Below are 25,052 nucleotides of genomic sequence, written 5' to 3'. Positions count from 1 at the left end.
GAATCGCATTTGCCCGCGCAAACGGACTTAGGCAAGCGCTATCTCGGCGAGTCGCTCAGCGGCCGCAGAATAATTTCGCTGTCAGGCCCTCGTTCGACACTGACACCCACAATCATGCTTTCAAACGAGGTTTCATCTTGTCGAAAGGTCCTGTTCATTTGCCTCGCGCCTTGCAGCATTGCAAGCAAGGCGGGTGATGTCGCAGGAACAAAATGCGCTGACCCGGCGGTGTCGGAAAACTCAGTGGTGTCTACGATTTCTATAGGAAGGTCGCTGACCAGCTGTGCGCTCGAGCGATTGCCGAGGCGCGGCGTGTTATGCGTCCCACGCAGCCTTGCGGACAGGTTCAGAATCTTGTCCTTGGCAGAGACGAAAACAACAAAAGGTCTGGGCGGATTGGATATGAGAGACATCTGCTTGCGAAAGACATCGACGTCCAGATCAGGAGAGATCAGGATAACACCGCCCAAGTTGCGCCCTGCCCATCCCGGATCCTTGATATCAAGCTGGCGCAGCGTTTCCATGGTCAGCAAACTGCCCATGGAGTGGGCCACCAGAAGGATCCGTCTCGCCCCGGCCGCCTTGACCTCGCGTAGGGTCTGCTCCAGCCCGTCACGTGCAAAAAGCGCACTGTCGCTATCATAGGCATACGCGAGCGGATTGCCTCGGCTGGGCCAAGAATACACCATCATCTCGCCGGGCATGTCGATGTCATGCGCTAGCTGCGCGGCGCGAAATGCGGTTTCCGACTGTGTTGCGTTAAAGCCGTGAACAAAAATCGTGACTTCTTTGTTCTTCAACGGGTGCGCGTTCATGGTGTGGCGAAGGTCCGCACGAAACGCGGCGGCGTCCGGAAAAATCTCGCGGTTCGCCATGGTAAAATTTCTTCGCGGGTTCGGATTGCCATACCCGAACCTCAGAGTTCCGGGTTCCCGGTTGGGCGGAATGGAGACGGTAAGGTTCAGGTATCGCAACTGATCAGACCGGCGATAGCCAAAGCTGTCAGGACCTTCTGGCAAACGTGTAGAGGCGGCGAAAACCCTATAGTTAGACCCTATTTCAAGCGCTTCAGGGACTGTTGGGCTGGCGCTGCGATCAACACAACTTGCCAGAGCAAGAAATGCCAGTACCAGCCCTATATGTTTCATGCCAAAATTACCCCTGCACGCTCCCGTCGGTCAGAGGACGTATTGGCTGACATCTGTGGAGCGCGATAGAGCCCCAAGATTGGCTTCGACAAAGGCGGCATCGACGACAATCTGGTCGCCAGACTGATCCGGCGCATTAAAGGAAAGTTCCTCAAACACACGCTCCATCACGGTATAGAGCCGCCGCGCGCCGATGTTTTCGACGGCGTGATTCACATCTGCGGCAATCTTGGCAAGCGCGGCGATGCCCTCGTCGGTAAAGCTCACCTCGACCTGTTCGGTGCCCATCAACGCGGTGTACTGGAGCGTCAAGGCGTTGTCAGTTTCGGTCAGGATGCGCACAAAGTCTTCTTCGGTTAGAGCGCGCAGCTCTACACGGATCGGCAGACGCCCCTGAAGCTCGGGCAACAGATCGGACGGCTTGGCGATGTGGAATGCGCCCGAGGCAATGAACAGGATATGGTCGGTCTTGACCGGTCCATGTTTGGTGCTGACGGTTGTGCCTTCGATCAGAGGCAGTAGGTCACGTTGCACACCTTCGCGGCTGACATCACCCCCACGGGCCTCTTGCCGTGCGCAGACCTTGTCGATTTCATCCAGAAACACGATGCCGTTCTGTTCAACCGATTCCAGCGCAGCACGGGTCACGGTCTCATCATCCAGCAGCTTGTCGGCTTCTTCGCCGATCAATACCTCGTAACTCTCGGCAACGGACATCTTGCGACGCACGGTTCGCCCGCCAAAGGCTTTGCCGAACATGTCGCCCAGGTTCATCATGCCCATGTTGCCGCCCGGCTGGCCGGGAACCTCGAACATCGACATCGGGTTTGAGGTGTCGGCCATGTCAAGTTCGATGACCGTATCGTCCAACTCTCCGGCCTTCAGTTTCTTGCGAAACATCTCGCGCGTGGTCTCGCGGGCATCTTCACCGGCAATCGCGGACACGACACGCTCCTCGGCGGCCTTGTGCGCGGCGGCCTTGACGTCCTCGCGCATATGCTCGCGTGTTTGGGCGATTGCACTGTCCACCAGATCGCGAACGATCTGTTCAACGTCCCGGCCGACATAGCCCACTTCGGTAAACTTGGTTGCTTCGACCTTGATGAACGGCGCGCGGGCAAGTTTTGCCAATCGGCGGCTGATCTCGGTCTTGCCGACGCCGGTGGGGCCGATCATCAGGATGTTCTTGGGATATACCTCGTCGCGCAAATCGTCTGACAGTTGCTTGCGCCGCCACCGGTTGCGCAAAGCCACGGCAACCGCGCGTTTGGCATCCTTCTGGCCGATGATGAACCGGTCCAGTTCGCTGACGATTTCGCGAGGGGTGAGGTCTGTCATTTCGAGTCCTTCCAGGCCGGGGTCCCGGCGAGTGTTGATACAGACTTGCTGAGTGAAGTCAGCCGCCGATCTTTTCGACAGTCAGGTTTCCGTTGGTATAGACGCATATATCCGACGCGATCGCCATGGCCTGACGGGCCACGTCTTCTGCAGATTTGTCGCTGTCCATCATCGCCCGTGCCGCTGCCAGCGCAAAATTGCCACCGGATCCGATCGCGGCGACATCATGTTCCGGTTCAAGAACATCACCGGCACCGGTGATCACCAGAATATCCTTGCCGTCCGAAACAATCAGCATCGCTTCGAGTTTCTGCAGGTATTTGTCGGTGCGCCAGTCCTTGGCAAGCTCAACGCTTGCCCGCGCCAACTGTCCCGGCGTCGCTTCGAGTTTTTTCTCAAGCCGTTCAAGCAGCGTAAACGCGTCAGCAGTGGATCCGGCAAAACCGGCGACCACGTCAAAGCCACCGGGCGACAGGCGGCGCACCTTGCGTGCGGTCCCTTTGATCACCGTCTGGCCGAGCGACACTTGGCCATCACCGGCAATCACCACTTCGCCGCCCTTTTTGACGCCGATGATCGTCGTCCCGTGCCAGCCGGGGAATTGGTCGTCTGCCATGCGCGTCTCCTGTATGCGAAGCCAATCTGGGCGTTTTGCATCAGATTTCAAGCGGACTACCCTTGGCGGCACCCGGTGATCAAGCCGGATATGTGTACTTTTTTGGCAGAACGCATCTGGCACGGTCCCCAATTCATGCAATCCGTGCATTGCGGGAATGCAAAAACATCATTTGTGCCGAATTATTCAGCTACTTATGTACGCTCTGCAACCGACATGGAGTCGGCTGTTTCAATCTTGATAGGCGCAAAAAAATGACGACACTAACACACAACGCGCCACACGGAGCAGTCACAATTCTCCGCGTGGTGAATTTCTTCTACGCCCTGACCGCAAACCTGAAAGCACGCCGCGATGCGCGGATCACGCGCAAGGTTCTTGCCCGGCTGTCAGAGCATCAGCTTAACGATATCGGGCTGACCCGCGAGTACGTCGACACCCTCTGATCGGAAACCCCATCAGAACAGACCCCAAGAAACAGCCGCCCAAATTGGGCGGCTTTAGTTTTTCCAGGCAAGAAAAAAGGCGTCCCAACCGGGACGCCTTTGAATCATTCACCGTCTGACGCTCAGATCGATTCGTCGATCCAGCTTTGCAGAGCGGCCTTTGGCTTGGCTCCGGCCATGTTCGAAACAACCTGACCGTCCTTGAAGATGAACAGCGCGGGGATGCCGCGTACACCCATCGCTGCGGCAGCGTTCGGGTTGCTGTCGACATCGACCTTTGCAACCTTGATCCGGCCTTCGTATTCGGCGGACAATTCTTCCAGCGCCGGGCCGATCTGTTTACAGGGGCCACACCATTCGGCCCAAAAATCGACAACGACGGGAATGTCGGAATTCTTGACTTCGGCGTCAAATGTGGCGTCGGTGACAGCGACAGTGGACATGATCTGGCTCCTGGATCATTGCGAGGTTGGGTTGGAACCTATGAACGCAGCGCCGTATCGTCAAGGGATGGTGCGCGTCCGAGGGCATCAGACACAAGATCGTGTGGAAACGACATAAGTGTCGCGGTGCGGGTCCAGAGGATGGCGGTTTCTATCCGGTGGTCCGGGTAAATCTGTCCCAACATCTCAGCATAGGCGCCCATCTGCCGCAACAGGCCTTCGGGGCAACTTTCCGGCGTATCGGGCACAGTCGCGTTGGTTTTGAAATCAATCGCACGCACGGTATCTGGCCCAACAATCAGACGGTCGATTGTCCCATGAAACCGCCGCCTCCGTATTTCAGCCGTGACCGGAACTTCGGCCAGCGTGTCGTGCGCAAAGACGTCGCTCAGTTCTGGAGCCTTCAAAACGGTGCGCGCCTCGGCAAGCAGCGGAGCGATTTCCTGACTGTCCAGCCCGCGCAGAATAGCGAAGGCTGCTTCGTTCCAACCCGGTTGCGGCACCTCCGGCAGGTGTTCAAGCAGAAGATGGACCTGCGCGCCACGCAGTTTTGCCGCGTCTTCGTCGAGTCCTGCGTCCCCTGGCAATGCCTTTGCTCCCCCGAGATCGGAGGGGCTCAGCGTTTTTGCCTGTGATTGGGGCGGTGTTGCGGCCGTGCTGAAAATTTCCGGGGCAGGGACCGCATGTCGAACAATCCGCTCAGTCGTGTGTAGTTCTGGCGCATTCCAGTCGAGATGTGCCAGCCGCAATCCCATACCCGAGTCAAAGGGGTGCGTTGCTGCTCCAGCCTCGGTCAGACCGGCCTCGACCATTTGGTACCAACTGTCACCCGTTTTGCTCAAGTCGCCCGCAGCGGCGACAATCAACCACTTTTCGGCCCGTGTTAGAGCCACATATAAGAGCCTAAGCCGCTCATTCAGCTGCTTATGCTGGGCCCCTGCATGCGCCAAGATCATCGCGTCCGGCATTTCATCTGCATTCATGCGCCACAGCGGGAGCTCATCAACGGTCATGATCTCACCACCCTTTGGCGGTCGCCGTGGCCCGGTGTCGGGCAGGATCACGATGGGTGATTCCAGACCCTTGGCCCCATGTACGGTCATCACCCGCACCATGTTGCCTGCCGTACCCATCTGTCGCTTGATCTCAAGATCATCGGTTTCCATCCAGACAAGAAAACCAGTCAGGCTGGGAATGTCCGCACGTTCATAGGAGAGCGCCTGTGACAGCAGCGCATTGATCCCGTCCTCGGCTTCTGTCCCCAGCCGAGCCAATAATTTGCGCCGCCCATCATGGCGGGTCAAAATGCGTTCGATCAGATCATAAGGGCGGAGAAAATCCGTCTGGCCGCGCAGGTCATTCAGGATCGCCATGGTTTCGGGGTATTCATCCGCGCGCTTGCGCAGGGCTGTCCACAAGAATTTGCTGTCCCGCCGATGTGCCAGATCAAACAGCGCCTGTTCATCCCAGCCAAACAACGGAGATTTCAAAGCCGTGGCCAGCGACAGACTGTCTTCCGGCGTCGCGAGAAAGCTCAGCAGCGCGGCCAAATCCTTGACCGCCAGCTCAGCGCCCACCTTGAGCCGGTCGGCGCCGGCAATCGGCAGGCCCGCCGCCTTGCACGCCCGGATGATCTCGGCAAACAGGTCAGACCGCCGCTGAACGAGGATGAGAAAGTCTCCGGCCTGTACTTTTCGTCGTCGCAGGTCGCCCGGGACATCGCCGTCAACCGGTATGGTTTCGCCATCCGCGATCATCCGGTCGATCGAGGTCGCGATCTGTTCGGCAAGAATCACGTTGTGGTGGCGCGGAGTGGGCCGGTCAATGGGATCGGTCCAGACCCTATCGTCGCCGTCACTTACTTTTTCGACGACCGGCCACAAATCAATCCGGCCCGGAAGATTGGATTTGAACGCCAGATGATGTGATCCGGATCGAAATCCCGCCTCTTCGTGATCGGCAAAGACAAGATCGACCAATCGCAGGATCGCCTGAGACGACCTGAATGAATAGTCCAGCGTCAAATCCTGCAAGCCCTCGTCAGAGCCCGCAAGGCGCTGGGCGAACTCCGCCTGCATTCTGTCGAATTCATCCGGGTCAGCGCCCTGAAAAGAATAGATCGACTGTTTCTTGTCTCCGACGACAAAGATGGTTCGTGGTTTGTCATCCCGCGCGCCCACGCCGCTGGTGAATTCCTGCGCCAGCTTTTCGATCACGTCCCATTGCACGGGGCTGGTGTCTTGCGCTTCGTCCACGAGGATGTGGTCGATACCGCCATCCAGCCGATAGAGGACCCATTGCGCCACAGCCGGGTCGTTCAGCAATTGCCGCGCCTTGAGGATCAGATCGTCAAAATCAAGCCAGCCGCGCAATTGTTTGCGACGCGCATATTCCGGAAGAAACGCAGCGGCAAATTCGTGGAGCGCAGCCGATTTTCGTGCGCAGGCAAGCCCCAGCCGCAACGGGCGCGCGGCTTCGATGCGCAACATCAACGATTCGAGCTCAGTCATCAGATCCGGATTGGCGGTTCGTGTCGCTTTGGTGGGAATCGTCCCGATCTTGGCCGAAAACGGGGATTTAGCGCTTTTTCCCGTCAGGAACACGGATTCGAGCAGCGGCAGGTCGGTCAGGTTTGGTGTTCTGATCCTTGCCAACTTTGCCGCCAGCGCCTCTTCGGTCGTGGTGCCGCCGCGTACGACGGAGCGCAGACGGTTCAGTAACCCGGCCTCGTCTCCCAGAAATACTTCGGCGCTCAGGCGGTCTTCGTCAAACCCTTTTGGCAAATCCAGACAGTGCCACATGGCGATCTGGTCCAAGGGCTGTTCAAACATATCGCGCCGCTGCACCAGCGCTTTGGTCAACCCATCAAAGGTGGTGTCGTTCAGGAACCGCGCGATCCCATCCACCAGATGCGCTTGCGGACCATCGGCAAAGTCCTCGACGATTTCGGCCTGAAGCAATTCCGCCGCGCGGTCTTCCATTTCAGCGAACTGCGGGCTGACGCCAGCCTCCAACGGAAACCGCCGCAGAAGCGATGCGCAGAAGGAGTGGATGGTCTGAATCTTCAGCCCGCCCGGCGTTTCGATGGCCCGTGCAAAAAGCGTGCGCGCATGGGCCAGCTGTTTTGGCGAAACCGACCGGGACACGCCAAGTTCTACCAGTGTCGCGGTGAGGTCCGCATCCCCTCGCATCGCCCAATCACCGAGACGGCGGAACAACCGGTTCTGCATCTCGCTGGCTGCGGCCTTGGTGTAGGTCAGGCACAGGATGTGTTCGGGCCTGACATCATCTAGCAGCAGACGTGCAACCCGGTCGGTCAGAACCCGTGTCTTGCCTGACCCGGCGTTCGCCGCGAGCCATGTCGACGCGTCCGGGCGTGCCGCTTGAACCTGTCGTTCAGTTGCGTCGTCACGGGCCATCACGTCAGGTCCTCCGGCATCGGGGTTGCCGACCGATCCCATTCTCCGAACCGTGCCAATTGGTCAAAATACCCGACGTCGGTGTCTTTTTCCAACATCCGGCGGGCTGTGTATCCCTGTGTTTCATCAAGATAGGCCATGATCAGTTCACGTAGATCAGCCAAGACCTTGGGCGCTGGTTCATCCGCCAATGGGGCAGGGACGTTTGCGCCGGGGCTGCCGACACGCAGGAATACGGCCTCGGCAACGTGGGCGGGGGCGAGATCTTCAAACCCACCTTGCTCGGCAATCGCGGCCTCGATCAGCAGTTGCTTGTCAAACTTTGCCTGCTGACTTTTGGTCGGCGGCGCGCCGGTCTTGTAGTCATAGATATGCAGCGCGCCCGTCTCATCCAGATCAATCCGGTCCGCGCGTCCGACCAGCGTAAACCCGATGTCGGTCAAAAGGTATTTCAGTTTCGCCTCGTATTTGGCGGGCCAGGCGATTTGGCGGCGTGATCTTTCCTCTGAGAGAAAAGAGTCTGCGGTGCGCGCCAGCCGGGCGAGCCACAATCGACGCGCGGCTGGCCACGATACATCGGCGTCTAACTGTTCCCGTGCAAACTCGAGAAATACATCTCGCGTCAGATCGCCGGTCAGATCCGCCGTATGTCTGATAAACGTTTCGAGAAATTCGTGCACCGCAATGCCGCGCAACAGGGCGTCCGGCTCTTTGACCAGCGGATCAAGCGGCTTCAGCCGCAGCACGTGTTTTGCATAGATCGCATAGGGGTCGCGGATCAGTGTCTTGATCTCGGTCACTGACAACTGAAGCGGGCGCGCCGCGATCGGAGGCCGCGGTGAGGGTCGCGGGGCCGCGTCAACGCGAGGCGCACGATCAAGCTCTGCGGCCCAGTCAAGCCACGTTTGTCCCCGCGCCGTCATGTCCCGCACCGCCTTTGGCCCGCCCTGTTCGGCCAGGCCGTTCAGCAGGTTTATCACCCGGTTGAGCCAACGGGATGAAACAGTTTCCGCGTCGTCGGAACGCAAGGACCGTGTCAGCCAGACTTCCGGCGCACAGGCTGCTTGTTGAAAATCATGCGCAGACAGTCCGATGCGCCGTTCTGGCAATAATAACCCAGCCTCGTTCCGCAAGGCTCGGTTCAGCCAGGGATCAGGGTTAGGTGCTTCGGGCCAACTGCCTTCGTTCAGCCCGCCAAGGATAAGCAGATCGGCGCCCTGCACGCGCGCTTCGAGGGTGCCCCAGATCATGATGCGCTCGTGTGGCGCATTGGGGTCGCGCACTTCGCCGCCAGCCAGCAATGCCCCCAGAAGGTCGCCAAATTCGCGCGCGGTCATGTCGCCACCATGCTCGGCCTCAGCCTCCAGCGTGGTCAGAATGGCCAACGCCTCGGCGCCTGCGAACCCGGTCCAAAGGGTGCCGCTTCCTGCCTCGTGACTGCCGTGGGCAATTGCTTCGGCCATTTGGCGAAGGTGCTCTGTCCAGTCCGCGAGGGGTCTTGTCCCGACGATGTCCTGACCGGCGAACCACTTGGTCAGCCAGTCGACCCAACCCGTTGGCGGCGGGTTCTTTTGTTTTTGACAGATTGCGGACAACGTTTGGGCGGTGGGAAAGGGTGGGCCGTTGCGGCGTAGATACAATTCCAGATCGCGGCTGAACAACAGATGCTCGCCGCGCATGGTCGCACTGTGACACAACGGATGTTTGAGCAGCGTCAACAGCGTCTCGCCATTCAATGGCTTCGCGAACAACGCCGCAACATGGCGCAGAAAGCGGCCCGGCGGCGACAACTGCAACGGAAGACCGGCGCTGTCATCAGGAAGAATGTTCCAGCGATCAAGCGCTGCGGATACCTGTCGGGTCAGCATTCGGTCCGGGGTAATCAGCGCGGCGGTTTGTCCGGTCTCTGCGGCCTGACGCAATCGCAGGGCAATCGCCAGAGCCTCGGCGCGCGGCTCTGGCGCCTGTATCAGAGTCACATCAGACGCCGCCGTTGCCAGATCGGTCAAGGTTGGGCCTTCGGTCAGCCATGCGTCCGTCACCGGGGCAGGGCGCAATGCTAGCGAAATCAGCCTGTTACGTTCGGGTGAAGGGGGCCGCGCATCGGTCCACGGTGCGATATCGCTGGGCGCCAAATCAAGCATCTGCATAAGGTGACGAAACCGATATTGTGGATGATCTTCGGATTGAAGGGGCTCATCAAGCCGGGACCAGACGGCATCCGGCTGATCAAAATCATAGCCCGGCAAGACCACCGCTCCTTGCGGCAGGCGCGCAATTGCACCCATCAACAGCGCCGTTGTCCCACGTGACCCGGTCGAACCTGCAAGGATAATCGGATGTTGCGGTGGCGCTTCTTGCCAGTGCTCTATGAGGGCTTCGACCACGCGGCGCTGGCGTGTCTGTGGGTCCATCATCAACCCGTCCTGCGCCGAAAGATATTGTTCTGCGATCGCAAAGAACTGTTGTGCGCGGGCCCAATGGCTCGACATGTCGCTGGCATCGAGTTCGCTGATCTTGCTTGGCGGAACGCCTTCGCCCTGCATCTCGTCCATCAACTCGGCAAGGCTGTCGGCGAGCGAATATACGGATGATCTGGCCGCGAGGTCCGGTTGTTGATCCAGCAAGCGGCTGATCAGTTGGGCCAGTTCCAGTCGTCTTCGCAAAGAGGACGCCAGCGGTGGAAGCTTGACCGCATTTGTGCCGATCTCGGTCAGCAATGAGACCTTTGGCAACAAGCGAGCGGGACCTGCATCAAACAGATCTCGCATTCGCCGCGCCATACGCCGTGTATTCACGAGGATCTGCACCCGTGCGAGCGCGGTTGGATCGCGAGTATCACAGCGGTCAAGGACGCCATCGATCAGCGCATCCGGGAAATCAACGCCCGGTGGCAAGGCAAACACGCGCGGTTTGTCGGTTGGGTCAAACATTGGATTGCCGGAGCATGTCTTCGGCCAGTCCGATCCCGGCTGGGTGGCCAACATCGCACCAACGCCCGGGATATCGCAGCGCAAAGAGCTTGCCGGCCTTCAGCATCTTGTCCCAAATCAGGTTAAGCGAAAACGCCTTGTCGGGGATCCCATGCAGCAAGTCCGTCTTGATGATTTGCGCCCCACCATAGACGAATTCTGTTCCACGGCTGATCCTGCTTGAGTCATCGACATCAAAATCGCCATTGCCTACGCGACCGACTGTCCGGCCGATTGGGACACAAACCAGCAACCCGTCCATCTGTTCCGGAGACCAGGCATCCCGCAACAGAGCCAGCGGATTTGGACCTGCCCAGATGGCATCGGTATTCAGTGTATAAATCGGGCCATCACCTAACAGTGGCAGTGCAGCACGCACGCCGCCGCCAGTGTCCAGAATATCGGGCTGTTCGGGCGACAGCGTCACACCCAGCGGGCGCAGGTGATCGGCCATCTGATCCGGCAGGTAATGAGTGTTGGCGACAATACGGGTCGGGTTGATCGGGCTGGCCAGTGCCAGCGCATGATCTATCAATGGTTTTCCGGATACGGGGATGAGGGGTTTGGGGCAATGATCCGTCAGCGGAGCCATCCGGGTTCCGAACCCGGCAGCAAACAGCATGACGGCGTCGGGACTCTGCTTCATGTCGATTTAAGCCGTTCCAGATTACTTGGCGTTGGCGACGGCAGTGTGTTTCGCAACAGATCCGCGACCGGTTCCAGCGCGGGATGGTCCAGATCGCGCATCAGTAGGTTCCAGACACGTGGGATCAGGTCGACGTAATGCGGTTTGCCGTACTCACGGCCAAGTCGGGCAAATACACCTAGAATGCGCAGATTGCGCTGGGTGCCGAGAACGGCATAGGCCGCCCTGAACTCGTCGGAGTTCGCGCCTGATCCTGCGAGGTAGCAATTGATCATCTCGTCCTCTAAATCCGGATGCACATCCCGTCGCGCATCTTGCAGAAGCGACACAAGATCATAGGCCGGGTGACCCAGCATAGCGTCTTGAAAGTCAAGCAAGCCGACCCGCGCCGCGCCTGCTCGGTCTGGTAGCCAGAGCAGGTTTTCGGCGTGGTAATCGCGCTGGATCAGGACAGGTTTGGCGGGTTCATGCTCCAAACAGAGTTCACGAAAGGCTGTGCGGAAACCTGATTCACCTTCCGCATCACCAAATATTCCAGTCCTGTATTTTGAATAGGCCAGTGCCGCGAGATCGGTCATCACCTCGGGACCGTAGGGGTCGAGTTTGGGGAGATCTGCGGTGTGCAACTTCAACAGAACGTCGATTGCCGCCTCGTAGAGTGTCGTTTCAAGTTCCGGTTCGGTCTGGACGACGCGCGCGAATAACGCGTCTCCCAGATCTTCAATCAGCAGAAATCCGTTCTCGGCGTCCTGCGCGAGAATGCGGGGCGCGCTCAACCCGATGCCAGACAGATGCTGGGCGATCCGAACAAACGGGCGAACGTCTTCGCCTTTTTCAGGCGGCGCATCCATCAACACGGCTGTTTCACCGGTATCGGGATGGATCAGTCGTTCATACCGTCGGTTCGAAGCATCACCGGCGAGTGGTCCGCGCTTGGCATTGGCCCAGTCGGTGCCGTTCAGGAAAGACACGGCAAGCGCATCGCGGTTAGACATTCTCTATTTGCTCCAATTTGGAAGACCACTTTGGGTCAGACCAGGCACAGGACAATGTCCGCTTGGTTTCAGATGTTGGATCGGATTCAAAGGTCAGACGCAGCGCTGTCGATGGTGCCAGATCGGCCAGCCGGTCGGGCCATTCCACGAGGCATATCGCGGTCTCGAATGCATCCGCAAGACCGAGTTCTTCGATTTCATCGAGGGTTGTCAACCGATAGAGATCTGCGTGCCAAAGCTCTCCGACTGTCGTTTCATAGGTCTGGACAAGCGTGAATGTGGGTGAGGGCACGTCTTCGGGCGGATTCTGAAGAGATTGAATCAAATGTCGCGCGAAATGGGTCTTGCCTGCTCCGATCGGTCCTTCGAGCAGCAGACAATCACCTGGCACCAGTGTTTCACCGATCATTTCCGCGAATTGCGCGGTTTCTTCGGGGTTCTGCAGGTGTATGACTTTTTGCGCGACGCTCATTGCGCCACAATGCCGGGCCGCGATTCCGGTCGCAAGCGGCTTTGTCAGCCAGCCGTCAATTCCGGTTGTTTTTGCGTGGTCGCGCGGGGCTTTGCAGTCGCGCGACTAAAGCTGATCATGGTCGACCCGCGTTGAATGGGGTGCACGCTGCAGACCAATGAGTCACCGGATTTCAGTACGACCCTAGCCCACCATTCTGCGCGGTCGTCCTGCATCGTGACAAAGTCGCGAATGTCGCCCCAAATTGGGCTGGCCATGCTTTGATCCTGCCAAATCCGACCGGAATCCAGGATTGAGGTCTGTGCAAAGGAGCTTTCAGGATCGACGCTCCAAAGGGTATGGTAGGCCGCATTGGAAAAGATCAGATCGCCGGTCAGGGAAAAGACGGCGATGGCATCGTCAATCTGATCGAATACCGCCTGCCACATTTCAAGATCCGAGCGAAAACGGCGCGTCAGTGTAATTTCCGCGGTGATGTCTTCGATCAAGAATGCGACCGCTCCGTCAGGATGAGGTCGCCCGCTTACCGAATAGACCGATCCGGATGGCAGCGACCAGGTTTCCTGATACCTGCCATCGGTTGCGGCCTCGACCAGCTCGGCCATCTGGTCGCGCCAACTGTTGTAGTTCTTTGGTTCGGGCATCATCCTGCTGTCTCGCAGGCGATCAAAAAAGGACAGGATGGTGGGGCGCGCACTGAGAAAATCGGCGGGCAGCGCCGTGAGGTCGATAAGCGCCGGATTGAACAGCACAAGTTGTCGGTTTCGATCAAAAATCGCCAGCCCGATGGAAAGCTGGGCAAAGGTTTTTGCGAGGGTCTGGACAAAGTTGCGCTGCGCCACTTCGGCTTCAACAATCGCGTTCACGTCGATTGCATAGATCAGCGTACCAGCGTCGCACTGCACAACAGAAACATCAAACCAGAGCTTCTTGCCTGTTTTAGAAATCGTAAGACTGCGCCGGGTTCTCTTGGTCGGTATCGGCACTTCGCCCGAGGGACCAAAGAGGGCAGCGTCTTTTCGTGCCGGTTTACCCAATACCGTCTGGCAGAGCGTATCAAACGCCGTATTGAACCAGATGACATCGCCAGCGCCGTCAACACACCACACCGGATAATGCGCGCTGTTGACGGCAAAGCGCAGTGTTTCCAACTCTTTTGCCGCGCCGGACAGTACATCGACCAATTCGCTTGATTGCGCGCTGTCCTTTTGGCGTTTGCGCATTGAAACCCGCGTGATCCCGTCGATCCATTCGCAGTAGATTTCGCTCGGGTTCTTGCGATCTGGAGGTTGAGAGACCAATTGCCCACTGATTTTTACGATATCTTCGGTCTTGGGAAAGGTAGGGTAAAGGGAGGAAAGCCCCTTGTGCAGATCGCTCCAGAAACATGGGCCTTCGGGCATGTCGATAACCTGACGCGCACGGGTCGTGGCGTCGACTAGATCGGGGCCGTCAAATATCCACACAATGTCATCGGCAGATTGGGGTCCGACATTGCGGGCAGACGGGCGCGAGGCCAAAAACCTTGATGCCGCATAAGCGACGAGAATGCATGTTGTGGCGAGAATGAAGAGTTCGATGATCGGTAACTCCCGGAACAATCTAACCGGCAATATTGGCAACTGTCCTAATTTGCCCGGAGAATGGTTAACGGGGTGTTAAGGGACGCTGTGAGGTCTGCGTCAGACCAGAAACAATCTGAGGCCGATCAAAGCCCTGCGGCTTTCGTCAGATTCACACGAAAACGGTCGCGTCGGCGTTGGTATCTGCGGGTCATTTCAGCCGAGGCATGGCCGAGATGCTTTTGCACATACCGTTCGTCGACTTCAGCGCTCGAGGCGAGACCTGCACGTAAGGAGTGGCCAGAGAACAAGGCAAGCCGTTCTTCTTCGGGCAATTCCGGGCGTAAACCTGCGGCCAACACGGTCTTTTTGATCAGGCGGGCAACGTGCCGATCGTTCAGCCGGGCGTCGAGGGTGCGCTTGCCATCACGTGACGTGCGTACAAAAATCGGGCCAAAATCGATCTTGGCATAGTGCAGCCATTGTTCCAGCGCATGAACGGGGCAGGTTTGCTCGGACGATCCCCGGCCAATCTCGACCTCGCGCCAACCGGTCTTGGCATTGAGCCTCAGCAAAGCACCACCTTCAAGAAGTTCGACCCACCCCTTGCTGTCTGGCGTGTCGTCCTTGCCAACATCCAACGATACGATCTCGGATCGGCGAAGCCCGCCAGCATATCCCAAAAGCAGGATTACCCGGTCGCGCAATCCACGCAGATCAAAAGACAGTGTCGCGACCATGGCCAGAATATCCTCGGGCAGGATCGCTTCCTTCTGCACAGGGGGGCGGGCGTGTTTGCGTTTGATCCCGGCCAGCACCGTGGCGATATGACGATCCTTGCGATCAAGCACCATTCCGCGTTGGGCATAATTCCACGTCAGTCCAGACAGACGCCGATCGATGGTGGATACAGTAAGGGCAGGGGAGCCGTCCGATGGCGCGGCAAGGTCGGCAAGGTAAAGTCCGACAATCTCTGCTGAAGGAGGCAGGATCTCTGCCCCTCTCATCCGACACCATCGGGCGAAATGGGCCCAGTCCTTTGAATAGGCCTTTAGAGTGTTTTCCGAGGCTGCTTGCTTTGCATAGGCCCGCGCGGTTTTGACAATGCGGTCAAGCCTGCCCGAGCCTGCGACCTCGGACGGCAAAGCGATCGAATTGCGTTCGTCATGATCGCTTCCACTCTGAACAGCCAAGCTGTCATTCGGGTTCGGTTTGTCTGTGCCTTCGGCCATATGTCCGGCAGATCCGCCATTGAGATGAATTCACGTTGGATCCTAACCGCAATATGTGCGTCGGGCAATTGCTCTGGGTACAAGACATAGAGAACGGATTGCGGAAGGCTTCACCACCCGCGGAACCAGCCTTTCAGCGGAGTATTGTCGAATCAGCGATCTCTTCAAGCGAGCGGTTCAACCTGACGTTGATGGGGTCTGACCTTATTTACATGACGTAACGGCGCTCCGGCAGGCCATTACAAAACTGTCACATAAGTTTTGCATAAGCATCACAGAATCTCACTAGCACGCAGCAGAGATCGACCGAACCGATCCGAAATGACAATCAGGAGATATTATGTCTTTCACCAAGTTTTCTGTGTCGACACTGGCACTGTTCGCCGTGTCCGCCACAGCCGCTGCTGCGCGTGACGAAATCCGTATTGTCGGCTCGTCCACCGTGTTCCCTTACACACAGGCTGTGGCCGAGCAATTCGCTAACAATACCGGTGCTGCTTCGCCAATCGTCGAATCCACCGGCACCGGCGGCGGCATGAAAATCTTCTGCGGCGGCATCGGTGAACAGCATCCCGACATCACCGGCGCCTCGCGCGCCATGAAAGCTTCGGAATACGAACTGTGCCAGTCGAACGGCGTGACCGAAGTTTCCGAAGCCCTGATCGGTTTTGACGGTCTGTCCATGGCCGTTTCGCGCAGCAACGAATTTGCCTGGGACCTGACACTGGGTGAAATCTACCGCGCGCTTGGTGCACAGGTTCCGGTTGACGGCGAGTGGGCCGACAATCCTTACACCACATGGGACCAGATCAACCCTGACCTGCCCGCCGTCGAAATCCTCGCTTACGGCCCTCCGCCAACTTCGGGCACCCGTGACGCATTCGTTGAACTGGCCATGCACGCTGGTTGTGAAGAGCTGTCCTATGTCCACGACGGTGGCTTTGATGGCGACTGGGTCAAAGAAAACTGCTCGCGTATGCGCACCGACGGACCCTTTGTCGAAGCTGGCGAAAACGACAACCTGATCGTTCAGCGTCTCGAAGCAGACCCGAACGCATTGGGCATCTTTGGCTATTCGTTCCTCTACGAAAACCTCGACAAGCTGAAAGGCGTCATGATCGAAGGCGTCGAGCCCAGCACAGACAGCATCGCCGACAAATCCTACCCGGTTTCGCGCCCGCTGTTCTTTTACGTCAAGAACGCGCATCGTGGTGTGATCCCGAACCTCAACGAATTCATCGAAGAATACATGTCGGATGATGCGCTGGAGGCCGGTGGTTACCTGTCCGAGCGTGGCTTGGTGGCGCTTTCCGATGACAACCGCGCTGACCTTCAGGACGCAGTTCTGGGCGGCAAAGCGATGAGCGCGCCGGAATAAATTCCGAAGACAATCGCATAACCCGGGGCGCAGTGACGCGCCCTGGGTACTATTTGGAAAGAACAGGCATATGACAGCTCTTCCGTTCCTCCTGCTTATCGCCGCCGTAGTTGCCGGTTACCTGATCAACCGAATTGCGGCCAAGTCGATCCGCGACGGCGGCGGCAGGTTGCATTCTCTGACCTCATATCATGGGTTGTTCTCGGCACTCCTGATCCTTGTGCCGGTGCTGACTTTCATTCTTCTCTGGCTGGTGGTTCAGGGTCCGATCATCGATGGAATGATTATGGGCGGGCTGCCAAATGGCGTTCTTGAGGGGCTTGATGGCGGGGGCACACAACTGGTGCTCGCCGAGATCAAGTCGCTGGCAAACGGGCAGGTATTCGGAACGCCCGAAGACTGGAAGATTGCGGCGTCTGAACGTTATGCCCAGCTGCATACCAATGCAGGTTGGTTGCTGGTTGTCGTTGTTGCGATGTTGTCACTTGCCCTGCTTGTCTTTGCCCGGTCTCGCGTTGCTGCTGATTTCCGCGCGCGTCAAGGTGTCGAGCGTATCGTATCCGGGCTCATGATCTTTTGTTCGACCGTGGCGATTTTCACCACGATCGGGATCATCGTTTCGCTGACCTACGAAACCATTCGGTTCCTTGACGCCGTGCCGCTGACAGATTTTCTGTTCGGAACCAACTGGGAGCCTCAGATCCCGTTGCGTGAAGACCAGATTGCGGCAGAGGGGGCATTCGGTTGGTTGCCGGTGTTCGTCGGAACAATCGTGATCACCGTTGTTGCCTTGGTGGTCGCCGTGCCGATTGGCCTGTTCTCGGCCATCTACCTCAATGAATTCGCGCCGCGAAAATTCCGCTCGATCGTAAAGCCATTTCTTGAAATTCTCGCCGGCGTTCCAACGGTTGTGTATGGCTTCTTTGCCATTCTCGTCGTCGCACCCGCCATCCGGAATTTTGGACAGTCCATTGGACTGGACGTTGCCCCCAACACCGCGCTTGCAGCGGGCGGGGTCATGGGGATCATGTTGATCCCCTTCATTTCCTCCTTTGCGGATGACGCATTGTCTGCGGTTCCGCGGTCATTGCGGGACGGGGCGCTTGGCCTTGGGTCGACGCGCGCTGAAATGATGACGACGGTTCTGTTCCCGGCGGCCCTGCCGGGCATCGTTGGCGGTGTTCTTCTGGCGGTCAGCCGTGCAATCGGCGAAACGATGATCGTGGTGATGGCGGCCGGTCTCATCGCCAAGATGACGATCAATCCGCTCGACAGCGTCACCACCGTGACGGTTCAGATCGTGACGCTGCTGATTGGCGACACTTCGTTTGACAACCCCAAGACACTGGCCGCGTTTGCCCTTGGCATGATGCTGTTCCTTGTCACCCTGATCATCAACATTTTCGCGCTGCGCATCGTGCGCAAGTACCGCGAAGCTTACGATTGAGGCCCTGGACATGACCGATATCACAAACGCACCCGGCGTTCCCCAACGGGTCAGCTCGACGGACCTTGTCGCGGCTTCGCTCAAAGGACGTCGCCGCAGGCAAATGCGCCTGCAATGGATCGGCCTGGGCGCGATTTCTATTGCCTTCCTGATGCTCTTCATCCTCGTTGGATCGCTTCTTTCGACGGGCTGGCAGGCGTTTACCCAGACGCACATCACGCTTGATGTCTATGTCGATCCCGAGGAAATCCCCGAGGATAGGCTGCCGCGCGGTGGCTTTGATGACGCACTTGGCGCGTCGCTAGGCAAGATGTTGCCCGGCGTTGACATGAGCGACCGCAAGACTTCTCGCGCAGTCGAAGGCATCCTCTCCAATGGTGCACAGTTTGAACTGCGCGATCTGGTCGTGGCTGATCCGAATTTGATCGGTCAGACGATCACGATGACCGTGCCTGTGTCTGACCCCTTCGATCAATTGAACAAGGGCTTGATTGAGCGGGACACGCCGGAAGAACATCGGCGGGTGAAGAACAACGAAATCCAGTGGTTCGATGACCTGAAGGCCGAAGGTGCAATTTCCAAACCCTTCAATTGGGCGCTGTTCACCAATGCAGACTCGCGCTTTCCGGAACTGGCGGGCCTCAAGGGCGCTCTTGTCGGCTCCTTCTGGGCGCTGCTGACCTGCTTTCTGATCTCGTTCCCGCTGGGAATTGGCTCTGCGATTTACCTTGAAGAGTTTGCGCCCAAGAACAAGCTGAGCGATTTCATCGAGGTCAACATCAACAACCTCGCGGCGGTCCCTTCGGTCGTGTTTGGTTTGCTGGCTTTGGCGGTGTTTATCGGCTGGTTTGGCCTGCCGCGCTCTGCGCCGTTTGTCGGCGGTCTGACACTGGCGTTGATGACAATGCCAACGATCATCATCGCCACCCGCGCAGCACTCAAGGCGGTTCCGCCGTCGATCCGCGAGGCCGCACTTGGTCTGGGCGCATCCAAACAGCAGGTTGTCTTTCAGCACGTCCTGCCGCTGGCCATGCCGGGCGTCTTGACAGGCACCATCATCGGACTTGCACAGGCCCTCGGCGAGACGGCACCGCTTCTGCTCATCGGGATGAACGCGTTCATCACGTCGGCAGCAAGCAGCCCGTTTGACAGTGCCACCGCACTTCCCACACAAATCTTCATCTGGGCCGATAGTCCCGAACGCGGCTTCGTTTCGCGAACGTCGGCTGCTATCCTCGTACTGCTCGGGTTCCTCGTCATGATGAACATGGTCGCGATCTATCTGCGGCAGAAATTCGAACGCAAATGGTAAGCGCTCCGGAAAAGGACTTCGAAATGAACGACATGAGAACAATTGAGCGCGGCGTCGAGTCCGCCGAGACAAAGGTCACCGCGCGCGGCGTCAATGTCTATTACGGCGATACCCATGCCATCAACGACGTGAATGTGGACATTGCCAACAACAACGTGACGGCCTTTATCGGCCCGTCAGGTTGTGGGAAATCGACATTCTTGCGCTGTCTGAACCGGATGAACGACACCATCGACATCTGTCGCGTGACCGGGAACATCGAATTGGATGGCCAGGACATCTACGCCAAGAGTGTCGATCCGGTGCAACTGCGCGCCAAGGTCGGAATGGTGTTTCAAAAGCCCAACCCGTTTCCCAAATCCATCTATGACAACGTCGCATACGGGCCGCGCATCCATGGTCTGGCCAGCTCCAAGTCCGATCTGGATGACATCGTCGAACGCGCCCTGCGTCGCGGCGCCATCTGGAACGAGGTCAAGGACCGACTTGATGCGCCGGGCACTGGCCTTTCGGGCGGACAGCAGCAACGCCTGTGCATCGCCCGCGCGGTCGCCACCGAACCAGAAGTTTTGCTGATGGATGAGCCCTGCTCGGCGCTTGACCCGATTGCGACTGCACAGGTCGAGGAATTGATCGATGAACTGCGGCAGAACTTTACGGTTGTCATCGTAACCCACTCGATGCAGCAGGCCGCCCGTGTCAGCCAGAAAACCGCCTTCTTTCATTTGGGTGAATTGGTAGAGTTCGGTGAAACCGGCGATATCTTTACCAACCCCGTAGACCCGCGCACTGAAAGCTACATCACTGGCCGTATCGGCTAAAGGATATCCCATGTCTGATCAAAATCACATTGCCTCGGCGTTTGACCGTGATCTCGAAACCATCCAGGCCCAGATCATGAAAATGGGCGGGCTGGTCGAAGCGGCAATCAACGATTCCGCCCGATCGCTGGAAAACCGCGACGAAGAACTGGCCACCAAGGTGCGCGAAAACGACAAGGCGATCGATGGCCTTGAAGAACTGATCAACGAAGAGACCGCGCGTGTCATTGCCACCCGTGCGCCTACTGCGTCGGATCTGCGCCTGATCCTGTCCGTGACCAAGATCAGCGGCAATCTGGAGCGGATCGGCGACTACGCCAAGAATATCGGCAAGCGGACCACGGTCCTGTCCCAGATCCCTCCGGTCAACGACAGCGCGGCGGCCCTTCGCCGTATGGCGCGTGAAGTCGAGGAAATGCTCGAGGATGCGCTGGACGCCTATGTTCAGCGTGACGTGGATCTTGCCAAGCATGTGATTGTGCGCGACCGCGAGGTCGACCAGATGTATAATGCCCTGTTCCGCGAGTTTCTGACTTTCATGCTCGAGGACGCGCGCAACATCACCCCCTGCATGCATTTGCATTTCATTGCCAAGAATATTGAGCGTATGGGTGATCATGTGACGTCTATCGCAGAGCAGGTGATTTATCTGGTCACCGGCGAACGCCCCGACGAAGACCGGCCCAAGGCCGATACGACTTCTCTGACTGCATAAGGTTCGTTTGATCATGTCCGCTGACAAACCCACCGTTCTCGTTGTCGAAGATGAACCTGCCCAGCGCGAAGTGCTGAGCTATAACCTCGCCTCAGAGGGTTTTCGCGTCTGTCAGGCCGAGAACGGCGAAGAGGCGTTGTTGGTGGTCGACGAAGACACGCCCGATGTGATCGTGCTCGACTGGATGATGCCCAATCTCAGCGGGATCGAGGTCTGTCGACGGCTCAAGACCCGTCAGGTGACGCGGGGAATCCCAATCATCATGTTGTCTGCTCGCTCTGAAGAAGTCGACAAGGTGCGGGGGCTGGAAACCGGTGCGGATGACTATGTGATCAAGCCGTATTCAGTGGTTGAACTGATGGCACGCGTGCGGGCACAATTACGCCGCACGCGTCCCTCCGCTGTCGGAGTTCAACTTGAATTCGACGACATTCTGCTGGATGGCGAGACCCACAAGGTCAGCCGTGACGGCAAACCGATCAAACTCGGCCCGACCGAGTTTCGCCTGCTGCGCAACTTTATGGAAAAGCCCGCCCGTGTCTGGAGTCGCGAGCAGCTTTTGGACCGTGTTTGGGGCCGCGACATCTATGTCGACACAAGAACAGTTGACGTTCACGTCGGTCGGTTGCGCAAGGCGTTGATGCAGCATGGTGGCGATGATCCGGTGCGCACCGTTCGTGGCGCGGGATACGCCCTGGGTTGATTGCGGTCTGAGCAACCAAGGCATAGATATTCGCCTAAGTATGCTGGTTATTGATGTAAATTGCGCTGTGGTTGACGGCAGCCGACCGATTCCTTTGCGGTTTTCCAAAGCGGCGGGAAAGCCACGCGCAGCGCCTAAAAGGGCATGGTGTCGGATTCGACGACACCATGGCGCGTTGATACTCTTCTTCGCTTCACGGTGAAGGGCACATCCCGATAGACGGTTGAATTTGTTCTCTTGTTCTTCTCGATACCGAGTTGTCACATATCAGTTTCAAAAGCTGACTAGGTACCCCCAAGCAACAAAACCTGGAGCCAGAAAAATGCAAGATTCAGACACGAGCGCAATGAGCTGGGACGATTGGGACGAAACCAACGACCCGCGCCCCGAAGCCACCGAGTTCGACCGGGTTGTCGAAGCAAGCCTTTCGCGCCGTGGCTTCCTGTCGGGTCTCGTTGCCATCGGTTCGGGCGCGGCTGCGCTGGGAACCGGACTGTTGAGCAGCACTTCGGCCCAGGCACAGGGCGCGGGACGTTTCGCCTTTAAGCCGATCCCGATTTCAACCGATGCCACTGTGCATGTGCCAGAAGGGTACAACTGGCAATCTATGATCAGCTGGGGTGATCCGCTGTTTTCGGATGCCGAGGCTTTTGATCCAGAGAATGGCGTAACGCTGGCCTCTTCCGACCGTGTATTTGGTGAAAACACCGACGGCATGGAGCTTTTCGTCGTAGGTAATCACCAAGTGATCGCGGTGAACCACGAATATGCCAACACCAAGACCAACCTGCCCAAGACCCACGCTGATGGCAAAGCCGGTTCCGCGGACGACGCGCAACTGTTGCGCAATCTGCAGGGCGTGGCCGTGATCGAAGTCACCGAAGGCGAAGACGGTTGGGGTGTCGTCGTCGACAGCCCGTTCAATCGCCGCATCACCCACGACACGGTAATCAACATCACTGGTCCCGCCGCCGGTTCCGATCTGCTCAAGACTGTTTCCGACGCAACTGGCGTGACCGCACGCGGAACGATGAACAACTGCGGCGCGGGCAGGACACCCTGGGGCACCTATCTGACCTGCGAAGAGAACTTTAACGGTTACTTCGGCTCCACCGACGAAGCACTGGAACGGACGCCAGAGCAGGTGCGCTACGGTGTAAATCTCAAAGGCCGTTATGGGTATGAGAATTTCGACGAGCGCTTTGACATCTCCAAGGATCCGAACGAGCCCAACACTCAGGGTTGGGTCGTTGAAATCGATCCAGCCAACCCGGATTCAGTGCCCAACAAACGCACAGCACTTGGCCGGTTCAAACACGAGAATGCCGCCTGCGCGATTGCGCCCGATGGCCGTGTGGTTGTCTATATGGGCGACGACGAACGAGGCGAATTCCTCTACAAGTTCGTTTCCGACGGCGTGTATGTCCCCGGTGGGGACACGTCGTCTTTGCTCGACAACGGTACGCTCTATGTCGCCAAGTTCCTTGAGAATGGTTCGGGCCAGTGGCTTGCGCTTACGCCCGAGACAACCGGTATGGCACAGGATGAACTCCTCGTCTTTGCACGCGTTGCCGCGTCCAAGGTTGGCGCCACGACCATGGATCGCCCCGAATGGGTCGCCGTCAGCCCGAACGAAATCGCAGCCTATTGCGCGCTTACCAACAACAAGAACCGCGGCATCAAGGCCAATGCGGGCGGAGACGAAACACCGGTTGGTGGCGTAAATCCGCGTGCCGAGAACAAGTATGGGCAAATCGTTCGTTGGTACCCGGCGAACGAAAATCATGCTGATCTGGCCTTTACCTGGGACCTCTATGTGATGGCTGGCAACCCGGAGAAACATGACGATATCTATGCGGGGTCGCGGAACGTCACCGCCGGAAACATGTTCAACTCACCTGACGGCATGATGATCGACTCCACCGGGTTGATCTGGATCCAGACTGATGGTGATTACAAGAACGAGGGCGATTTCGAGGGCATGGGCAACAACCAGATGCTCGCGGGCGATCCGGCGACCGGTGAAATCAACCGCTTCCTGACCGGCCCGTTTGGGTGCGAAGTTACCGGCCTTTGCTGGTCGGCAGACAAGCGCACGATGTTCGTCGGAATACAGCACCCTGCCGCTGGATTCCCGGGCGAAGGGCTCCCGCGTTCGACAATCGTCGCGATCAAACGGGACGACAACGCGCGCGTTGGCTAGGCGTTTCGCTGACTGTTCGTTTAGGTATGGCCGCCGGGTTTTCCGGCGGCCTATTTATGTGCAGTCGTGTCGTGGTGCTGCCGGCTTTCTGGCATTTCAGCAGTCAAAAGGATTTGGACGAGGCGGCAACGCCAGCTACTACGCTTTCAGACTTTCGAAATACGTCTGCCAGCCTATGTGCGGACGACCCGCTGCCTGTTCGAACTGGCTGGGGTTGTCGACGGCACCCTTGCGGATGCCCTCATAGATGCCTGCGATCACGGTGCCGATAAAGTCGCCGAGTTCAGCCACACGGTTGGCGCGATAGTCTTCGACGCTCATCGGGCGAAACACCATATCGGTGCCAAACGCTTGGTTCATGTATTCCGCCAACTCGGCTTGGGTGATCGGAGTGCCGTGCAGATTGTAGGTCTGTCCAACATGCTGCGGTTCGGTCAGCATATGGGCATAGGCCACCGCCAGTTCGCCGCGCGTGGTATAGCCACAGCGCCCTTTGCCCGCGCAATTGGCGATCTCACCGGCCTTGCGATAGCTGTCGATGTATTCGATGTCGGGTTCGATATAGATGCCGTTGCGTCCGATCACCCAATCCATCCCGCTGTTACGGATATCAGCTTCGGTTTGGCGATTGCTGTCGACCACGGGGGAAAAGGCGGTGCCGGTTTCCGCGCCCTGAACGCTGGTATAGACGATTCGTTGCACACCCGCAGCGCGGGCAGCTTCGATCACAGTGCGATGCTGATCGATACGGGCGGCCGGATCTCCGTTGCCTGAAACCAGCAACAGTCTGTCCACTCCGGCCAGCGATACTTCAAGCTGCGCGAGGTTGGCGTAATCGCCGGGGCGGATCTCGATCTTCAGATCGGTAACCTTTTCCGGCGTTCGTGCCAGCCCGATCACGGTTTCGCCACGTGCGACAAGCACGCGAGCGATTGCCGCGCCGAGCTGGCCGGATACGGCCGTGACTTCGATTGTCATGTCTTGTCCCTCCTATTCAAAGCGGGCCTTGGGTGGCCTGCTTCGGGATGTTGTCACCTGTCAGACCATATCAGCCGTGATATGCTTGGCTCACAGCAACGCTGTCTTCGAACCAGTGCCATAGGACCACCTGACCGTCGCGCACCTTGGCGCGCAGAGAAAATGTATGTCTAACGCCAGCGCTTATGGGTTCAAATAGGGCAATT

Annotated in this window: 20 protein-coding genes; 8 read left to right on the top strand and 12 right to left on the bottom strand. The window is 58.0% G+C overall.

The annotated features are described in order from the left end of the window. Positions 1-38: 38 nt before the first annotated feature. Genes ABJO75_RS27400 through hslV form a run of 3 tightly spaced genes read right to left on the bottom strand, consistent with a single transcriptional unit; the run spans position 39 to position 3,102 of the window. Positions 39-1,148 (bottom strand): alpha/beta fold hydrolase, encoded by a 1,110-nt coding sequence (locus ABJO75_RS27400; RefSeq protein ID WP_348128049.1) that lies wholly within the window; start codon positions 1,146-1,148, stop codon positions 39-41. A 30-nt stretch (positions 1,149-1,178) separates the two neighbouring features. Next, on the bottom strand, positions 1,179-2,486 hold the full coding sequence (gene hslU, locus ABJO75_RS27395) for an ATP-dependent protease ATPase subunit HslU (RefSeq protein ID WP_348128047.1): 1,308 nt from the start codon (positions 2,484-2,486) through the stop codon (positions 1,179-1,181). A gap of 58 nt (positions 2,487-2,544) precedes the next feature. After that, positions 2,545-3,102 carry an ATP-dependent protease subunit HslV gene (gene hslV / locus ABJO75_RS27390; protein ID WP_348128044.1) on the bottom strand — a complete coding sequence of 186 codons (558 nt, stop codon included), beginning with the start codon at positions 3,100-3,102 and terminating at the stop codon, positions 2,545-2,547. A gap of 254 nt (positions 3,103-3,356) precedes the next feature. On the opposite strand from hslV, the gene ABJO75_RS27385 reads away from it, so the two are divergent. Beyond that, on the top strand, positions 3,357-3,548 hold the full coding sequence (locus ABJO75_RS27385) for a DUF1127 domain-containing protein (RefSeq protein WP_348128041.1): 192 nt from the start codon (positions 3,357-3,359) through the stop codon (positions 3,546-3,548). Positions 3,549-3,670: 122 nt separating this feature from the next. On the opposite strand, the gene trxA is transcribed toward ABJO75_RS27385, so the two are convergent. The 8 genes from trxA to ABJO75_RS27345 all read right to left on the bottom strand — a co-directional run bounded on the left by trxA (position 3,671) and on the right by ABJO75_RS27345 (position 15,289). Beyond that, on the bottom strand, positions 3,671-3,991 hold the full coding sequence (gene trxA / locus ABJO75_RS27380; RefSeq protein ID WP_348128038.1) for a thioredoxin: 321 nt from the start codon (positions 3,989-3,991) through the stop codon (positions 3,671-3,673). 38 nt (positions 3,992-4,029) lie between these two features. Next, on the bottom strand, positions 4,030-7,452 hold the full coding sequence (addA, locus tag ABJO75_RS27375) for a double-strand break repair helicase AddA (protein WP_348128035.1): 3,423 nt from the start codon (positions 7,450-7,452) through the stop codon (positions 4,030-4,032). Then, complete coding sequence (gene addB / locus ABJO75_RS27370) at positions 7,410-10,343, bottom strand: double-strand break repair protein AddB (RefSeq protein ID WP_348128032.1); 2,934 nt, start codon at positions 10,341-10,343, stop codon at positions 7,410-7,412. The genes addA and addB overlap by 43 nt, the downstream gene beginning before the upstream one ends. Next, positions 10,336-11,028 carry a nucleotidyltransferase family protein gene (locus ABJO75_RS27365; protein ID WP_348128029.1) on the bottom strand — a complete coding sequence of 231 codons (693 nt, stop codon included), beginning with the start codon at positions 11,026-11,028 and terminating at the stop codon, positions 10,336-10,338. Before ABJO75_RS27365 ends, addB begins: the two co-directional genes overlap by 8 nt. Then, a complete protein-coding gene (locus ABJO75_RS27360) occupies positions 11,025-12,023 on the bottom strand; it encodes a phosphotransferase (RefSeq protein WP_348128026.1) in 999 nt (332 codons plus the stop codon). Before ABJO75_RS27360 ends, ABJO75_RS27365 begins: the two co-directional genes overlap by 4 nt. Then, positions 12,016-12,495 (bottom strand): tRNA (adenosine(37)-N6)-threonylcarbamoyltransferase complex ATPase subunit type 1 TsaE, encoded by a 480-nt coding sequence (tsaE, locus tag ABJO75_RS27355; RefSeq protein WP_348128024.1) that lies wholly within the window; start codon positions 12,493-12,495, stop codon positions 12,016-12,018. The genes ABJO75_RS27360 and tsaE overlap by 8 nt, the downstream gene beginning before the upstream one ends. Before the next feature lie 44 nt (positions 12,496-12,539). Further along, complete coding sequence (locus tag ABJO75_RS27350; RefSeq protein ID WP_348128021.1) at positions 12,540-14,108, bottom strand: PAS-domain containing protein; 1,569 nt, start codon at positions 14,106-14,108, stop codon at positions 12,540-12,542. 95 nt (positions 14,109-14,203) lie between these two features. Then, positions 14,204-15,289, bottom strand: coding sequence for a tyrosine-type recombinase/integrase (locus ABJO75_RS27345; protein WP_348128019.1), 1,086 nt, complete (start codon positions 15,287-15,289; stop codon positions 14,204-14,206). Positions 15,290-15,629: 340 nt separating this feature from the next. On the opposite strand from ABJO75_RS27345, the gene ABJO75_RS27340 reads away from it, so the two are divergent. The 7 genes from ABJO75_RS27340 (at position 15,630) to ABJO75_RS27310 (ending at position 23,868) form a co-directional block, all read left to right on the top strand. Further along, positions 15,630-16,667 carry a PstS family phosphate ABC transporter substrate-binding protein gene (locus ABJO75_RS27340; RefSeq protein WP_348128016.1) on the top strand — a complete coding sequence of 346 codons (1,038 nt, stop codon included), beginning with the start codon at positions 15,630-15,632 and terminating at the stop codon, positions 16,665-16,667. Between the two features lie 70 nt (positions 16,668-16,737). Continuing rightward, complete coding sequence (gene pstC / locus ABJO75_RS27335; RefSeq protein ID WP_348128014.1) at positions 16,738-18,114, top strand: phosphate ABC transporter permease subunit PstC; 1,377 nt, start codon at positions 16,738-16,740, stop codon at positions 18,112-18,114. 10 nt (positions 18,115-18,124) lie between these two features. After that, the gene (pstA, locus tag ABJO75_RS27330) at positions 18,125-19,426 is read left to right on the top strand and encodes a phosphate ABC transporter permease PstA (protein ID WP_348128012.1); all 1,302 of its coding nucleotides are present in this window, start codon (positions 18,125-18,127) and stop codon (positions 19,424-19,426) included. A 23-nt stretch (positions 19,427-19,449) separates the two neighbouring features. Continuing rightward, positions 19,450-20,247 (top strand): phosphate ABC transporter ATP-binding protein PstB, encoded by a 798-nt coding sequence (gene pstB, locus ABJO75_RS27325; protein ID WP_348128009.1) that lies wholly within the window; start codon positions 19,450-19,452, stop codon positions 20,245-20,247. A 10-nt stretch (positions 20,248-20,257) separates the two neighbouring features. After that, positions 20,258-20,962, top strand: coding sequence for a phosphate signaling complex protein PhoU (phoU, locus tag ABJO75_RS27320; protein WP_348128007.1), 705 nt, complete (start codon positions 20,258-20,260; stop codon positions 20,960-20,962). 13 nt (positions 20,963-20,975) lie between these two features. Continuing rightward, positions 20,976-21,665: a phosphate regulon transcriptional regulator PhoB gene (gene phoB / locus ABJO75_RS27315; protein WP_348128004.1), complete on the top strand. Its 690-nt coding sequence runs from the start codon at positions 20,976-20,978 to the stop codon at positions 21,663-21,665. A 322-nt stretch (positions 21,666-21,987) separates the two neighbouring features. Continuing rightward, on the top strand, positions 21,988-23,868 hold the full coding sequence (locus ABJO75_RS27310) for a PhoX family phosphatase (RefSeq protein WP_348128001.1): 1,881 nt from the start codon (positions 21,988-21,990) through the stop codon (positions 23,866-23,868). 138 nt (positions 23,869-24,006) lie between these two features. On the opposite strand, the gene ABJO75_RS27305 is transcribed toward ABJO75_RS27310, so the two are convergent. Next, on the bottom strand, positions 24,007-24,846 hold the full coding sequence (locus tag ABJO75_RS27305; protein WP_348128000.1) for an SDR family oxidoreductase: 840 nt from the start codon (positions 24,844-24,846) through the stop codon (positions 24,007-24,009). Between the last annotated feature and the right edge of the window lie 206 nt (positions 24,847-25,052).

The organism is Sedimentitalea sp. (assembly GCF_039973035.1).
Lineage (GTDB): Bacteria > Pseudomonadota > Alphaproteobacteria > Rhodobacterales > Rhodobacteraceae > Sedimentitalea.
This window is presented reverse-complemented; position numbering and strand designations above follow the sequence as displayed.

Bases quoted from the DNA above. Each gene is read 5' to 3' on its own strand.
- ABJO75_RS27400 (WP_348128049.1), bottom strand. From the start codon at position 1,148: ATGAAACATATAGGGCTGGTACTGGCATTTCTTGCTCTGGCAAGTTGT.
- hslU (WP_348128047.1), bottom strand. From the start codon at position 2,486: ATGACAGACCTCACCCCTCGCGAAATCGTCAGCGAACTGGACCGGTTC.
- hslV (WP_348128044.1), bottom strand. From the start codon at position 3,102: ATGGCAGACGACCAATTCCCCGGCTGGCACGGGACGACGATCATCGGC.
- ABJO75_RS27385 (WP_348128041.1), top strand. From the start codon at position 3,357: ATGACGACACTAACACACAACGCGCCACACGGAGCAGTCACAATTCTC.
- trxA (WP_348128038.1), bottom strand. From the start codon at position 3,991: ATGTCCACTGTCGCTGTCACCGACGCCACATTTGACGCCGAAGTCAAG.
- addA (WP_348128035.1), bottom strand. From the start codon at position 7,452: ATGGGATCGGTCGGCAACCCCGATGCCGGAGGACCTGACGTGATGGCC.
- addB (WP_348128032.1), bottom strand. From the start codon at position 10,343: ATGTTTGACCCAACCGACAAACCGCGCGTGTTTGCCTTGCCACCGGGC.
- ABJO75_RS27365 (WP_348128029.1), bottom strand. From the start codon at position 11,028: ATGAAGCAGAGTCCCGACGCCGTCATGCTGTTTGCTGCCGGGTTCGGA.
- ABJO75_RS27360 (WP_348128026.1), bottom strand. From the start codon at position 12,023: ATGTCTAACCGCGATGCGCTTGCCGTGTCTTTCCTGAACGGCACCGAC.
- tsaE (WP_348128024.1), bottom strand. From the start codon at position 12,495: ATGAGCGTCGCGCAAAAAGTCATACACCTGCAGAACCCCGAAGAAACC.
- ABJO75_RS27345 (WP_348128019.1), bottom strand. From the start codon at position 15,289: ATGGCCGAAGGCACAGACAAACCGAACCCGAATGACAGCTTGGCTGTT.
- ABJO75_RS27340 (WP_348128016.1), top strand. From the start codon at position 15,630: ATGTCTTTCACCAAGTTTTCTGTGTCGACACTGGCACTGTTCGCCGTG.
- pstC (WP_348128014.1), top strand. From the start codon at position 16,738: ATGACAGCTCTTCCGTTCCTCCTGCTTATCGCCGCCGTAGTTGCCGGT.
- pstA (WP_348128012.1), top strand. From the start codon at position 18,125: ATGACCGATATCACAAACGCACCCGGCGTTCCCCAACGGGTCAGCTCG.
- pstB (WP_348128009.1), top strand. From the start codon at position 19,450: ATGAACGACATGAGAACAATTGAGCGCGGCGTCGAGTCCGCCGAGACA.
- phoU (WP_348128007.1), top strand. From the start codon at position 20,258: ATGTCTGATCAAAATCACATTGCCTCGGCGTTTGACCGTGATCTCGAA.
- phoB (WP_348128004.1), top strand. From the start codon at position 20,976: ATGTCCGCTGACAAACCCACCGTTCTCGTTGTCGAAGATGAACCTGCC.
- ABJO75_RS27310 (WP_348128001.1), top strand. From the start codon at position 21,988: ATGCAAGATTCAGACACGAGCGCAATGAGCTGGGACGATTGGGACGAA.
- ABJO75_RS27305 (WP_348128000.1), bottom strand. From the start codon at position 24,846: ATGACAATCGAAGTCACGGCCGTATCCGGCCAGCTCGGCGCGGCAATC.